Below are 13,262 nucleotides of genomic sequence, written 5' to 3'. Positions count from 1 at the left end.
CACCAAATGCATATTGAAGCCAGGCTTTTCGAATTCGTCGCCGGGTTTTTCATTTTGGTTGCGGTGCTTTATGGCGTGCTGACCGCGCTTTTCGCCACCGGCGGCGAGGAGTGGGCGGGCACCACCGCGCTGGCGTTGACCGGCGGGCTCGCGTTGATCGTCGCCACCTTCTTCCGGTTCGTGGCGCGCCGCATCGACACGCGGCCCGAGGATTACGAGGGCGCCGAAATCAGCGACGGAGCAGGTGAATTGGGCTTCTTCAGCCCGCACAGCTGGTGGCCGATCCTGATCGCGCTGTCCGGCTCGGTGACCGCGGTGGGCATCGCGTTGTGGCTGCCGTGGCTGATCACCGCGGGGGTGATGTTCATCCTCGCTTCGGTCGCCGGATTGGTCTTCGAGTATTACGTCGGCCCCGAGAAGCACTGATTCGCCGGCATTAAGGTCACAATCAGATCACGTGCTCTGTGGCGGGTTCGCCTGGACTTCTTTGCCCCTGTCCGTTCGGTAATGTTTTGCCCAGGCAAATGAGAATTTCCCATGCGCGCGCAACCAGATAGCCGTGGTGCCTTGCGCGCTGGTGAGGCAGTTGGACAGGGCAGGAAACGATGAGCGGGCCGAAACCCCCGGAATGGGAACCTGAGGAACCCGATTCCGTGAACGAGGCTCCCCACGAACCGGATCCGGGTGCCGAGCCGGCGGACGTCGCCGAACCCGGTCCCGACGACGAGCTCGAACCCTTGGACGAAGCGGCCGAGCCCGCGGCCGACCAGACGGGCCAGACCGACGCCTATTCGCGGGCCTATTCGGCCCCGGAGTCGGAGCATTTCATCAGCGGCCCGTACCTGCCGGCCGATCTGCGGCTCTACGACTACGACGCCTTCGACGAGTCGGTCGACGACGAGGACACCCACGGCGCACCCCGCTGGCCGTGGGTGGTCGGGGTCGCCGCCATCGTGGCCGCCATCGCGCTCGTGGTGTCGGTGTCGCTGCTGTTCGCGCGCACCGACGCCACCAAGCTGGCCAACCCCAACACCACGACCACCGTCCCGTCGACCCCGCCGCTGCAGGACGAGATAACGACCACCAAACCACCACCGCCGCCGCCCCCACCGCCGACCACCACCGAACCGCCGCCCCCACCACCAACGGAGACACAGACAGTGACGGTGACGCCCGCACCGCCGCCACCACCGCCGGCGCCCGCCCCGGCACCGCCCCCGGCGACCTCGACGGCGGCGGCCCCACCGCCGCCGACCACGCCGGCCGGTCCGCGACAGGTCACCTATTCGGTGACCGGCACCAAGGCGCCCGGCGACATCATCTCGGTGACGTACGTGGACGCGTCCGGGCGCCGGCGCACGCAGCACAACGTGTACATCCCTTGGTCGATGACCGTGACGCCGATCTCCCAGTCCGACGTGGGCTCGGTCGAGGCGTCCAGCCTGTTCCGGGTCAGCCGGCTCAACTGCTCGATCACGACGAGCGATGGGACGGTGCTTTCGTCCAACACCAACGACGCGCCGCAGACGAGCTGCTGATGGTCAGCAGGTACTCGGCGGCCTACCGCCGTGGGGTGGGGGACGACACCATCTCGCCCGACGTCGTCGACCGCATCCTGATCGGGGCCTGCGCCGCCGTCTGGCTGATATTGCTGGGGGTGAGCGTGGCCGCGGCCGTCGCGCTGTCGGACCTGGGGCGGGGCTTCCACAAAGCGTCCAGTGGCACGCACAGCACCTCGTGGGTGCTGTACGCCGTGATCGTCGTGTCCGCGCTGATCATCGCCGGGGCCATCCCGATGCTGCTGCGGGCCCGCCGGATGGCCCAGACCGACCCGGCCGCCCGGGGGATGACCGCGCCCAACCGGCCGCCTGTGCGGCTGATGTCGCAGGCGCCGCGCACCGCGGCCGAACGCGCGCGGCAGCCGAGGGTGCAGACCCCGGCTCCGCCGGCCGACTCCGACTGGTCGGGCGAGGCGGTCGACCGGGCGTGGTTGCGCGGCACCGTGTTGCTGGTGGGGGCCATGGGGGCGGCGCTGGTCGCGGTCGCCACGGCCACCTACCTGATGGCAGTCGGTCACGACGGCCCGTCCTGGGTCGCCTACGGGATCGCCGGCGCGATCACCGCGGGCATGCCGGCGATCGAGTGGCTGCACGTTCGCCAGCTGCGCCGCGCGGTCGCCGCGACCTAGGGGCCGGTCAGGACGCCTTGGCGTACCTGCGGACCAGCTCGTCCTCGCTGAACGTGCCGGTGTGCTGAGTGCCGTTGTCGTCGCGGCCGAAGAAGGTCCAGCGCCGGGGAACCGAGCGCGGTTCGCTGATCATCTTGACGGTGTAACGCAGCTGCGTGGGGCGCAGCGTACCGATGATGTCACCGACCCGGATCTTCGAGGGGTGGATCTCCGGCGCGTCGCCCCAGTCTTGTATCGCCACTCAGGCCCATCCTCACGGTGTCGGCCCCCCGCTCACCTGGACAGCGCCACGGTCAGGCACTCGCCACTGTAGTGCACGCCCGCGCCCAGCCCACCATCGCGATCGCCCGGCGGCCGAGCCGTCAACCCTGGCGGTTGCGACAGTCCACCCGTGGCGTAGCGTCGACCGCGAGCTGTTTCGTTGTCAGAGGTTTCCCCCGCCCCCGGCGGAGGTCGCCCACGGGGAATGCGATTCCTCCGTCCGCCCGCGCTCGCCGGGCCGACGACGCCGACTGAAGGGACGCCCGTGGATGCTGGGAAATTGCCTGGCCGAGTTCACCAGGTCGTGGAATGACCGAATCGCTTGAACGACGACGCGGGGTCAATCCGGTCCGGCTGTCAGTGGCGCGCGAACTCGGTCGCGTCATCGACGGTGCGTGGTGGCCGCGTGCGGACCGCATCACCAACGAATTGCCCGGCCTGGTAGCGATTCTGACTCCCTTGCTGGGGGACATCCGCTCCATCAACGTCAACTGGCCACCGCTGCAACGGCCGCCCGACTTGAACTGGTCGGGGTGGGAACGCAAACGCCAGCACGTGATGACCTTCGTCGGGGGAGACGCAAGCATCAACCTGTTGGTCATCCCGTATGCCACCCACAGCGCGCTCGCCCTGATGGTGTTGCGCTGCGCGGCAGACCTTCCCGTCGAAGCGCGCGACCAGACGAAGCCGGCGTTCCTGACCGCCGGCTCCATCCTGCGGGCGGCCCAGCAGCAGTGCGCGACGGCCTGAAGCCGGACCGGCGCGAAACCTAGTGGTGCTCGCCGTTCGTGCCGTTCGGCGAACCGACGGTGCTCTCCTGGTGTTCGCGCAGGGCGGTCAGGGCGCGTTGCTCGGCGCCGTGTGCCGCCTCGCGCAGCGCCGCATCCTCGGAAACCGGGTCGGCGAACAGGAAGCTGCCGCTACCCGGTGAACCCGCCGAGCCCAGCTTGTTCATCCGCTTGGGCAACGCCGCACCCTGGTACTCGAGCGGCAGCGGGTGGCCGTGGTCGTCGACCGGGCCCAGAGGCTGATGCAGCTCGATGTACGCCCCGTGCGGCAGCCGCTTGATGATGCCGGTCTCGATGCCGTGCGCGAGCACCTCGCGGTCGCTGCGCTGCAAGGCAATACACCACCGATAGGTGATGAAGTACACCACCGGCGGCAGGATGACCATTCCGATGCGGCCGATCCAGGTCGTCGCGTTCAGCGAGATCTGGAACTTCAGCGCGATGATGTCATTCATCGCCGCCAGCGTCAGCAGCATGTAGAACGAGATCGCCATGGCGCCAATGGCAGTCCGCACCGGGACGTCGCGCGGGCGCTGCAACAGGTTGTGGTGCGCGTAGTCGCCGCTGAACCGCTTCTCCAGGAACGGGTAGACGATCAGCAGGATGAAGATCAACCCCATGATCAGCGCCACCCAGACCGCGGCCGGGATGGTGTGGTGCCAGAAGTAGAACTCCCACGGCGGCCAGATACGGGCCAGGCCCTCGGTCCACATCATGTAGAAGTCGGGCTGTGAACCCGCCGAGACGTGAGATGGCTTGTAGGGGCCCAGGTTCCAGATCGGGTTGATCTGCAGCAGGCCGCCCATCAGGCCGAGCACGCCGACGATCGCGGCGAAGAACGCGCCGGACTTGACGGCGAAGATGGGCATCACCCGCACGCCTACGACGTTGTGCTCGGTGCGGCCCGGGCCGGGGAACTGGGTGTGCTTCTGGAACCAGACCATCGCCAGGTGCAGGCCGATCAGCGCCAGGATGATCCCCGGGATCAGCAGGATGTGCAGGGCGTACATGCGCGGGATGATGTAGCCCGCCGCGGCGCACTCGTCACCCACACCGCCGCAAGGGAAGTCGCCGCCGAACAACGCCCAGTGCAGCCAGGTGCCGATCACGGGCATTCCCAACGTGATCGACGACAGCGCGGCCCGCAGCCCGATGCCCGAGAGCAGGTCGTCGGGCAGCGAGTAGCCGAAGTAGCCCTCGAACATGGCAAGGATCAACAGCAGCGAGCCGATCACCCAGTTCGCCTCGCGCGGCCGTCGGAACGCCCCGGTGAAGAAGATGCGGGCCAGGTGAACCATGATCGACGCGGCGAAAATCAGTGCGGCCCAGTGGTGTACCTGCCGGACGAACAGGCCGCCACGCACCTCGAACGAGATGTCCAGCGTCGAGGCGAAGGCCTTGGACATGTCCACGCCGCGCAGCGGTTGGTAGACGCCGTTGTAAGTGATCTCGGCCATCGACGGGTCGAAGAACAGCGTCAGGTACACGCCGGTGAGCAGCAGCACGATGAAGCTGTACATCGCGATCTCGCCCAACAGGAACGACCAGTGCGTCGGGAAGACCTTGTTGAGCTGCCGGCGCACCGCCGCGGACGGGTGATAGCGCGTGTCGATGTCTTCGCCCTGACGGGCCAGGACTTCGCCGATCTTCGGCGGTTTCGGGGGACTCAGTCTTGGACTCATGTTGTCGTCCTCTCCCAGAATGCCGGTCCGACGGGCTCGATGAAGTCACCGTTGGCGACCAGATACCCGTTGGTGTCGATCGTGATGGGCAGTTGCGCCAGCGCACGAGCCGCCGGGCCGAAGATCGGCTTGGCGAAGTGCAGGGCGTCGAACTGCGACTGGTGGCAGGGGCACAGGATGCGGTAGGTCTGCTCCTCGAAAAGCGATGCGGGGCAACCCAAATGCGAGCAGACCTTGGTGTAGGCGAACAGTTCGCCGTAGTTGAAGCTTTCCTGCCCCTGGCGTTTGACCACCTTGGGCATGTCGGTCGGCCGGACCCGGATGAGCATCACGGGGTTGCGCACGCCCTGGTTGATCGCGCGCAGCTTTTCCTGCGATTCCGGGGTGGTGCCGTCACCGTCGGACTCCCGCCACGGGAAGACGGTTTCCATGCCACCGGCGTCCAGGTCCTCCGGACGCATCTTGATGAACGGCGAGGCGCCTGCGGATCCGGTGGCCCGCGCGAGGAAGATGGTCTCGCCCTGATACCGCGGGGTCCAGCCGGACGTCCACAGCACGGCCTTCTTGCCGTTGGCGGTGGACACCACCGGCTTCCACGGGTTCTTGATCAGGCCGCCGGCGAAGGCCACCAGGGTCGAAAGGCCGAACGCGCCGAGGCCCAGCCCCAACGACAGCCCGATGACCTTGCGGCGCCGAACGGTCGAGCCCTCCAGGGCGTCGGTCAGGTTCGCCACGACCGTCTTGCGGTCGATCTCCCGGGAAGCGCCGTCGTGGCGCTCCTGGATCGAAATCTCTTCCGGGATAAACCTTTTCTGATACAGGATGGTGCCGACGGCGATCGACAGGATGGACATCCCGAAGGTCAGGCCGTACAGCGGGGTGGCCAGGTCGTACAGCAGGCTGCCCGCGGAATCCTTGGGCTTGTACTCCCACGGCCAGAACAGGAAGACCAATAGCAGCGCCAGTCCGAAACCGCCACCGAGCAACAGCCACAGGGCGACGCCACGCTCGGCGCGCTTCTCGGCCTTGGTGCCCTCGACGGGCCAGCGGGGTTCGTTGACGATCGTCTCGACGCCGTCGAGCCTGCCGCCCAGCGCCACCAGCTCGCGCTGCGACATGGCGGCCAGGGCCGCCTCGTCGGGTTCGTTTGGCGCGGCGCCCTTGTCGGTGTCAGAGCCGCGAACGTCCTTTTCGCTCATGATGCTCGTGCCCCAATCCACAGTGCCAAACCGATGGCGGCGACCATCCCGATGATCCACGCGGCCATGCCTTCGGGGGCGGGCCCGAATCCACCGAGCCCGTAGCCGCCGGGCTGGCGCTCTTCGGTCACCGCCTTGATGTAGCCGATGATGTCCTTCTTGGCTTCGAAGGACAGCTGGCGATCGGAGAACTTCGGCATGTTCTGCGGGCCGGTCCGCATCGCCGCCAGGATCTGCTGCTCGTTCGGCGCCTCCAGCGGCGGCGCGTACTTGCCCGAGGACAGCGCCCCGCCGCGACCGGTGAAGTTGTGGCACGAGGAGCAGTTGAGCCGGAACAGGTCGCCGCCGCGGCCCGTGTCCTCGCCGCGCAGCGACTTCATCGCCAGGCTGCCGTCGGGGTTGCGCACCGTGGTCGGGCCGCCGCCGTTGGCCTGCACGTACGCGCCCAGGGCGTCCACCTGCGCCTCGTCGAAGATCGGCTCCTTGCGCGGCGCCTGGGCCTCGCCGGTCATCGCGGGCATCCGGCCGGTGGACACCTGGAAGTACACGGCCGCCTCGCCGACGCCGATCAGGCTGGGGCCGCGGTCGGCCACCCCCTGCAGGTTGGCGCCGTGGCACGACACACACGAGGTCTCGAAGAGCTGCTTGCCGGTCCGCAGCAGCGCCGAGGACGACTCGTCGGCGACGGCCACCTGCGGGCGGGGCGTGAGCACGGCGGCCAGGCCGCCGGCGATGGTCAGCGCAATCAGCAGCAACAGCCCACCCGACAGGCGGCGGCGCAGCCGACGCCGGGAGCGGTCACGCTGTGCTTGTCGCGGCTTCCGGTTTCGCATGGACCCCAGCTTCTTCAACCGAGCACTCCTGTTCATTGCTTTATTCGGAGCCGTCGGCTCATCGGATGAAATAGATCACGGTGAACAGCGCGATCCAGACGATGTCGACGAAATGCCAGTAGTAGGAGACGACGATGCTCGCGGTGGCCTGCGCCGGGGTGAACTTGCTCATCGCGGTGCGGGCCAGCAGGAAGATGAACGCGATCAGGCCGCCGGTGACGTGCAGGCCGTGGAACCCGGTCGCCAGGTAGAACACGCTGCCGTACGCGCTGCCCGGGATCGTGGTGCCGTGCGTCGCCAGGTGGAAGTACTCGTAGCCCTGCCCGCAAACGAAGAACAGGCCCATCAGGAAGGTGATCACGTACCAGCGGCGCAGCCCGAAGACGTCGCCGCGCTCGGCCGCGAACACCCCCATCTGGCAGGTGAACGACGACGCGATCAGCACCAACGTCACCGGCACGGCCTGGTAGAGGTTGAGTTCGGTCGGCGGCGGCGGCCACTTGCCGCCGGACTGGGCACGCGCGGTGAAGTACATCGCGAACAGGCCAGCAAAGAACATCAGCTCGCTGGAGAGCCAGACGATTGTGCCGACACTGACCATGTTGGGTCGATTCAACGAATGAACCCGCGACGTGATTGCAGTACCCGAGGTCCCTACAGCGCTGGTCACATCCGCAAGTATGACGCTTTGTAGTTGTTGAACTCCACCCGGGGCGGCATTTGATCTTTTCGCGTCGCGACCGCGCCGGACGCGGGCGGCCGTCCGCGCCGGTTGGGGGAGGTTCGCTCCTCGTGGGACCATCGGCGCGTGGCTCTGTCATCTGAGGCTTCGCCCCTCGGCGGTTCCGCCCGGGTCGCGGCGCCGTCGTGGCCGGGGGTGCTGGCCCGGTTGACCGACGGCCAGGATCTGGCGCGGGGCCAGGCCGCCTGGGCCATGGAGCAGATCATGGCCGGTGACGCGAGCCCGGCGCAGGTGGCCGCGTTCGCGGTCGCGATGAAGATGAAGGTGCCGACCGCGGCCGAGGTGAGCGAGCTGGCCGACGTCATGCTGAGCCACGCGCTGCCGATGCCCGCCGGCATGCGCGACGACACGGTGGACGTCGTCGGGACCGGCGGTGACGGCGTCAACACCGTCAACCTTTCCACCATGGCCGCGATCGTGGTCGCGGCCGCGGGCGTTCCGGTGGTCAAACACGGCAACCGGGCGGCCTCGTCGTTGTCCGGCGGCGCCGACACCCTGGAGGCGCTCGGGCTGCGCATCGAGCAGGAACCCGAGCAGGTCGCGCGGAGCCTGACCGAAGTCGGCATCGGGTTCTGCTTCGCGCCCCTGTTCAACCCGTCGTACCGGCACGCGTCGGCGGCGCGCCGCGAGGTCGGGGTGCCGACCGTGTTCAATCTCCTTGGGCCGCTTACCAATCCGGCCAAGCCGCGGGCGGGCCTGATCGGCTGCGCGTTCGCGGACCTGGCGGAGGTGATGGCGGGGGTGTTCGCGGCGCGTCGATCCAGCGTGCTGGTGGTGCACGGCGACGACGGGCTGGACGAGCTGACCACGACGACCACCAGCACGATCTGGCGGGTGCAGGCCGGGACGGTGGACAAGCTGACCTTCGATCCGGCCGGATTCGGTTTCGCCCGAGCCGATCTCGGCGACCTGCTGGGCGGTGACGCGCAAGCTAACGCGGCGGAGGTGCGCGCGGTGCTGGCCGGCGCCAAGGGTCCGGTCCGGGACGCCGTCGTGCTGAACGCGGCCGGGGCGATCGTCGCGCACGCCGGCCTATCCAGCCGCGCTGAATGGCTGCCGGCTTGGGAGGACGGGCTGCAACGCGCCTGCGCGGCGATCGACTCCGGTGCGGCCGAACAGCTGCTCGCGCGATGGGTGCGGTTCAGCCAGCAGCTCTGAGTCGCGTTGGGCCACTTGCTCATACGCGAGCCGCGCCGAGCGTGCCGAGGCCGCCCACGCCGCCCACACGCCGGCCGAACGCAACGGCGAAGCCCAGCCCGCGGCGTCGGGGGAGTCGTCGACGCGGACGATGCGCACACCCGGACCGGCCAGCCAGCGCGCGATGAGCGCGGATTCCTCCACCAACGCCCCGCCCAGGGGCGCCGGGATGGGCAAGATCGCTTGTGCCGCAGCCACAATGGCGTCGATCACCGGCATCGGGGGCACCCCGCGGCGCGCCGCGCCTGCCGCGGCGAGCTGGCCGTGCCGCACGACGGCGAGGTGGTATCCGCCCTCGCCGTCGGGTGCGGCGGCGATCAGCTCGGGCAGCGCGGCCAAGGCCCGCAATCGCTGGCCGCGCCACAATATTTCGACGGCCGTGGCGGTGCGGTCGCGCAGGCGCGCGGCGCTCTCGAAATGGTGCCGGGCGGCCAGCACGGTGACCTGGTCCACGGCGGCCGACAGGGCGGCGTTGTCCATTCCGTCCATCAACGCGGCGGCGCGCGCCACGGCTGCGGCGTATTGGGTGGGCGTGATGTCGCGGGCCGCGGGGCAGGGCGAGACCTCCGCCTCGGCGCAGCCCGGGCCGTGCAGGGCCGAGCGGCCCAGCCGGGTGGTGCACGTCCGCAGGCCGGTGAAGCGGGCGAGCAGGTCGGCGGTGTCGGCCGCGTCGGCGCGGGACCGAAACGGGCCGACGGCGCGGTCGTGCCGGGGCGCCCGCACCACCGCCAGCCGCGGGAAGGCCTCGTCGGTGAGCGCCACCCACCACCAGCGGTGCGGGAACCTCGACCGGCGGTTGTAGGGCGGGGCGTGCGCGGCCAGCAGCCGCAGCTCGCGGACGCCGGCCTCCAGCGCGTGGGCGCACTCGACGTGGTCGACCGCGGTGGCCAGGTTGACCATCTCCTTCATCCGGCCGCGCGGGTCGGCGCCGGTGAAGTACTGACCGACCCGGCGGTGCAGGTCGACGGCGGTGCCGATGTAGAGCACCTCGCCGGACGGCCCCCGAAACAGGTAGACCCCCGGCCGGCGGGGCAGGCCGTGGGCGAGGACGCGCTTGCGCCGCTGGGCCGGGGTCACGTCCGGCAGGTAGGAACGCAGGTCGGCAAAGGTGTGTACGCCCTGATTGCCCACCCGCTCGATCAGCGCGTGCAGCACGTCGACGGTGGCGCGGGCGTCGTCGAGGGCGCGGTGCGTGGGCTGGGTGGCGACGGCGAACAACCGCGCCAGGGCGGCCAGCCGCACGCTGGGCGCTTCCTCGCGGCTGAGCACCCGGCGGGCCAGCCGCACCGTGCACAGCACCTGCGGCCGCGGCCAGGCGATATCGCACCGCGCCGCCGCCGCGCGCAGGAACCCGATGTCGAACCCGGCGTTGTGGGCGACCAGCACCGCATCGCCGGCGAACTCGAAGAACATCGGCAGCACCGCGTCGATGGTCGGGGCGTCCGACACCATCGCCGTCGTGATGCCGGTGAGCTGCACGATCTGGGGCGGGATGCTGCGCTGCGGGTCGACGAGCGTGGCGAACTCGCCCAGGACCACCCCGCCGCGGACTTTGACCGCCCCGATCTCGGTGATGGCGTCGGGAACGCTTCCGTCGGTGCACTTCGTGCGCCCGCCGGTGGTTTCCAGGTCGACTATCACGAAGGTGGTGTCCCGCAGCGGTACTTCGGCGGTGGCAAATGACGGCCCCAACTCGGCGAAGCTGAGCTGAGTCGCACCACCGGCACCCATGGCCGCGACGTTAAGCGCCGCCACCGACACCAGCGCGGCCGCCACGCCGATCGAACCGGGCCCGGTGCCAGCCCAAACGCGACCCCGGCGGGTTGTCGGTGGCCGCGGTTACCGTTCGGGTAGTCCGACCTGACGTTCGCCAAGCCTGACCGAGAGGACCAATCCGATGGCACGAAGCAGTGGGCCCGACAGCTACGGCGCGACGGTGCCGGAAGCGGGGGCGCCGGTGGTGATCGACTGTGACGACTGCGCGGTGCGCGGCCCGGGATGCCGCGACTGCGTCGTCAGCGTGTTACTCGGGGTCCCGGAAACTTTGTCGGAGGATGAATGCGCTGCATTGGCGGTGCTTGCCGATGCGGGACTCGCGCCGCGATTGCGGCTGGTACCCATCCGCCGCGGACACGATTTTGGGGTGGCTTAAGATGCTTTGTGTGCCAAAGGTTTACGAGGGGGACATCGGCGTTCACATGGTTATGACAGAAATCTTTCCAATTTCTTAACCGCTCGCTTTGGACAAACGTCGATATCGTTTCGTAACCTGTTTGAGACCTAAACCAGCTCGACGACGCGCGGTCGTCGATGGCCGTTTAAGGAAGCAAAATCTTGAGGCTTGACTCTAGATACCCGTTTGCGCGTGTCCTCACACGATCTGCCATCGGGACCCTAGCGGGCTTCACGGTCTTTTCCGGCGTCCTTGCCGCGAACGTCTGGGCCGACCCGGCCGAGGACGCGCTGGCGAAGCTCAACGAGCTGTCCCGCCAGGCCGAGCAGACCACCGAGGCGATGCACAGCGCGCAGCTCGACCTGAACAACAAGTTGGTGGCCGAGCGTGCGGCGGAGAAGAAGCACGACGACGCCCAGGCCGCCGTCGACGCCGCCAAGGCCCGCCTGGCCTCGTTCCAGGGCGCCGTGAACAAGCTCGCCGCCGCGACGTACATGGGCGGCCGGGTCGACGGCATGACGGCCATGCTGACCGCCGGATCGCCGCAGGGGCTGATCGACAAGCTGGCCATGCAGCGGTTGATGGCGACGCAGATGTCCGACCAGATGACGAACTTCCGGGTGGCCGGCGAGCAGGCCGCCAAGGCCGAGCGGGAATCCGCGAAGGCCGCCGCCGACGCCAAGAGCGCGGCCGAGCAGGCCGCCGCGGTGCGAGCGAGCCTGCAGTCCAAGCAAAGTCAGCTGCAGGTGCAGATCGCGGTCGTCAAGTCGCAATACGTATCCCTGTCGCCCGAGCAGCGCACCGCGCTCGCCGACCCCGGGCCCATCCCGGCCGGGCTCCCGGCACCCGGCGCGCCCGCGCCGGACGCCGCGCCGCCGGGCGCGCCGCCACCGGCCGGACAGGTACCCGGTGAGGCGCCGCCGCCCGGCGGAATGCCCGGACCGTTCGGCGGCGGGGTCGGCGGCGGTGACCGCGCGACCGTCGTGCAGGCGGCGCTGACCCAGGTCGGCTCGCCGTATGTGTGGGGTGGCGCCGCGCCCGGCGGATTCGACTGCTCCGGGCTGGTGATGTGGGCGTTCCAGCAGGCCGGCATATCGCTGCCGCACTCCAGCCAGGCGCAGGCCACGGGCGGCCAACCGGTGGCGCTGTCGGACCTGCAGCCCGGGGACGTGATCACCTTCTACAACGACGCGTCACACAGCGGCCTCTACGTCGGTGACGGCATGGTGATCCATTCCTCCACCTACGGCCAGCCGGTGCGGGTGGTGCCGATGAATGCCGCAGGCCCGGTCCACGACGCCCGCCGCTACTAGTAGGGGCCCCCGGACGCCGCGCCAGCGGCTGACGATGCTGCTGGCCTGGGTATTCGTTGTCGAATTGATCGTCGCCGCGGCCGTGCCCTTCGACGCGGAAAGCGACAGCCGCGCACGCCCCGCGCAGCTGATCACTCCAGCGCGTAGCGAGGTCGCCGCGGCGACCAGGTCGATGGTCGCCGGCGACCGCACCGTTCGGCTGCTGGGACTCGGCGGCGACCGCCTGCTGTCGCGCGTCTCCGCCGACATCGGCGGCGCGATCAACGCGGTCGAAGCGTTCTGGGGTGTCGACTGGTCGCGGGAGATCACCGTGATCGCGGCCCGCACCGACGAGGAGTTCCGCGCCGCCGCGGGCGGGGGCCCGCCGGCACAATGGGCCGACATCGCGGCGGTAACCGTCGTCGACCGTGTCGATCCCGCGCGCCGGGCGGCCATCAATGAGCGGATCGTGTTCGCGCCGGGTGCGGCCGGCATGACCGCGGGTGCGCTACGAATTGTGTTGGCGCACGAGCTTTTTCACTACGCCGCGCGTGTGGACACCGCCCCGGATGCGCCCCGATGGCTGGCCGAAGGGGTGGCCGACTTCATCGCCCGGCCCCAGACGCCGGTGCCCCCCGACGCGCTGCCGGTGCCGCTGACGCTGCCCTCGGACGCCGACCTGGACGCGCCCGGGCCGCAGCGCTCGCTGTCCTACGACCGCGCGTGGTGGTTCGCCCGCTTCGTCGCGGACACCTACGGGGCCGCCAAGCTGCGCGACCTGTATCTGGCGGTGTGCGGGGTCGGCCACACCGACGTGCCCACCGCCGTCCACGACGTCCTGGCCACCGATACGCCGGGCCTGCTCGTGCGCTGGCACGCCTGGCTGACCCACCCGGCCTGACGGATG

Annotated in this window: 13 protein-coding genes and 1 pseudogene; 8 read left to right on the top strand and 6 right to left on the bottom strand. The window is 69.4% G+C overall.

Annotated features, from left to right (window positions below):
- The first annotated feature begins 6 nt into the window (after window positions 1–6).
- The 3 genes from WU80_RS07990 (at window position 7) to WU80_RS07980 (ending at window position 2,188) form a co-directional block, all read left to right on the top strand.
- Window positions 7–426 (top strand): cytochrome c oxidase subunit 4, encoded by a 420-nt coding sequence (locus tag WU80_RS07990; RefSeq protein WP_055401027.1) that lies wholly within the window; start codon window positions 7–9, stop codon window positions 424–426.
- A 179-nt stretch (window positions 427–605) separates the two neighbouring features.
- On the top strand, window positions 606–1,538 hold the full coding sequence (locus WU80_RS07985; protein ID WP_055401025.1) for an MmpS family transport accessory protein: 933 nt from the start codon (window positions 606–608) through the stop codon (window positions 1,536–1,538).
- A complete protein-coding gene (locus WU80_RS07980; protein ID WP_055401023.1) occupies window positions 1,538–2,188 on the top strand; it encodes a DUF2561 family protein in 651 nt (216 codons plus the stop codon). The genes WU80_RS07985 and WU80_RS07980 overlap by 1 nt, the downstream gene beginning before the upstream one ends.
- A 7-nt stretch (window positions 2,189–2,195) precedes the next feature.
- On the opposite strand, the gene WU80_RS07975 is transcribed toward WU80_RS07980, so the two are convergent.
- Window positions 2,196–2,429 (bottom strand): hypothetical protein, encoded by a 234-nt coding sequence (locus tag WU80_RS07975; protein ID WP_055401022.1) that lies wholly within the window; start codon window positions 2,427–2,429, stop codon window positions 2,196–2,198.
- Between the two features lie 329 nt (window positions 2,430–2,758).
- On the opposite strand from WU80_RS07975, the gene WU80_RS07970 reads away from it, so the two are divergent.
- Window positions 2,759–3,199 (top strand): DUF5994 family protein, encoded by a 441-nt coding sequence (locus WU80_RS07970; protein WP_055401020.1) that lies wholly within the window; start codon window positions 2,759–2,761, stop codon window positions 3,197–3,199.
- Window positions 3,200–3,218: 19 nt separating this feature from the next.
- Here the strand turns inward: WU80_RS07970 and WU80_RS07965 are convergent, their stop codons facing one another.
- From WU80_RS07965 to WU80_RS07950, 4 genes are read right to left on the bottom strand one after another with little or no spacing between them, the layout of a single operon-like run.
- Complete coding sequence (locus tag WU80_RS07965; RefSeq protein WP_055401018.1) at window positions 3,219–4,919, bottom strand: cytochrome bc complex cytochrome b subunit; 1,701 nt, start codon at window positions 4,917–4,919, stop codon at window positions 3,219–3,221.
- Window positions 4,916–6,118 (bottom strand): ubiquinol-cytochrome c reductase iron-sulfur subunit, encoded by a 1,203-nt coding sequence (locus WU80_RS07960; protein WP_055401016.1) that lies wholly within the window; start codon window positions 6,116–6,118, stop codon window positions 4,916–4,918. Before WU80_RS07960 ends, WU80_RS07965 begins: the two co-directional genes overlap by 4 nt.
- Window positions 6,115–6,969 (bottom strand): c-type cytochrome, encoded by an 855-nt coding sequence (locus tag WU80_RS07955; protein ID WP_369808504.1) that lies wholly within the window; start codon window positions 6,967–6,969, stop codon window positions 6,115–6,117. The genes WU80_RS07960 and WU80_RS07955 overlap by 4 nt, the downstream gene beginning before the upstream one ends.
- Window positions 6,970–7,009: 40 nt before the next feature.
- Window positions 7,010–7,621: a heme-copper oxidase subunit III gene (locus WU80_RS07950; RefSeq protein WP_055401014.1), complete on the bottom strand. Its 612-nt coding sequence runs from the start codon at window positions 7,619–7,621 to the stop codon at window positions 7,010–7,012.
- Between the two features lie 138 nt (window positions 7,622–7,759).
- Here WU80_RS07950 and trpD point away from each other — a divergent pair, with 138 nt between their 5' ends.
- Window positions 7,760–8,851, top strand: a complete 1,092-nt coding sequence (gene trpD, locus WU80_RS26340) for an anthranilate phosphoribosyltransferase (protein ID WP_231633770.1) — start codon at window positions 7,760–7,762, stop codon at window positions 8,849–8,851.
- Here the strand turns inward: trpD and WU80_RS07945 are convergent.
- Window positions 8,789–10,621, bottom strand: a pseudogene (locus WU80_RS07945) (DEDD exonuclease domain-containing protein); the annotation flags it as partial. The gene trpD and the pseudogene WU80_RS07945 overlap by 63 nt on opposite strands.
- A gap of 166 nt (window positions 10,622–10,787) precedes the next feature.
- Between WU80_RS07945 and WU80_RS26335 the strand changes: the two are divergent.
- The 3 genes from WU80_RS26335 to WU80_RS07935 all read left to right on the top strand — a co-directional run bounded on the left by WU80_RS26335 (window position 10,788) and on the right by WU80_RS07935 (window position 13,256).
- The gene (locus tag WU80_RS26335; RefSeq protein ID WP_082459760.1) at window positions 10,788–11,042 is read left to right on the top strand and encodes a hypothetical protein; all 255 of its coding nucleotides are present in this window, start codon (window positions 10,788–10,790) and stop codon (window positions 11,040–11,042) included.
- 182 nt (window positions 11,043–11,224) lie between these two features.
- On the top strand, window positions 11,225–12,376 hold the full coding sequence (gene ripC / locus WU80_RS07940; protein WP_055401012.1) for a peptidoglycan hydrolase RipC: 1,152 nt from the start codon (window positions 11,225–11,227) through the stop codon (window positions 12,374–12,376).
- A gap of 34 nt (window positions 12,377–12,410) precedes the next feature.
- On the top strand, window positions 12,411–13,256 hold the full coding sequence (locus tag WU80_RS07935; RefSeq protein WP_055401010.1) for a hypothetical protein: 846 nt from the start codon (window positions 12,411–12,413) through the stop codon (window positions 13,254–13,256).
- Window positions 13,257–13,262 lie beyond the last annotated feature (6 nt).

Source organism: Mycobacterium sp. UM_11, from assembly GCF_001414075.1.
Classification (GTDB): Bacteria; Actinomycetota; Actinomycetes; order Mycobacteriales; family Mycobacteriaceae; genus Mycobacterium.
The sequence above is the reverse complement of the archived record's forward strand: the minus strand, read 5'-3'. Positions and strand labels throughout refer to the sequence as shown.

Bases quoted from the DNA above. Each gene is read 5' to 3' on its own strand.
- WU80_RS07990 (WP_055401027.1), top strand. From the start codon at position 7: ATGCATATTGAAGCCAGGCTTTTCGAATTCGTCGCCGGGTTTTTCATT.
- WU80_RS07985 (WP_055401025.1), top strand. From the start codon at position 606: ATGAGCGGGCCGAAACCCCCGGAATGGGAACCTGAGGAACCCGATTCC.
- WU80_RS07980 (WP_055401023.1), top strand. From the start codon at position 1,538: ATGGTCAGCAGGTACTCGGCGGCCTACCGCCGTGGGGTGGGGGACGAC.
- WU80_RS07970 (WP_055401020.1), top strand. From the start codon at position 2,759: ATGACCGAATCGCTTGAACGACGACGCGGGGTCAATCCGGTCCGGCTG.
- WU80_RS07965 (WP_055401018.1), bottom strand. From the start codon at position 4,919: ATGAGTCCAAGACTGAGTCCCCCGAAACCGCCGAAGATCGGCGAAGTC.
- WU80_RS07960 (WP_055401016.1), bottom strand. From the start codon at position 6,118: ATGAGCGAAAAGGACGTTCGCGGCTCTGACACCGACAAGGGCGCCGCG.
- WU80_RS26335 (WP_082459760.1), top strand. From the start codon at position 10,788: ATGGCACGAAGCAGTGGGCCCGACAGCTACGGCGCGACGGTGCCGGAA.
- WU80_RS07935 (WP_055401010.1), top strand. From the start codon at position 12,411: ATGCTGCTGGCCTGGGTATTCGTTGTCGAATTGATCGTCGCCGCGGCC.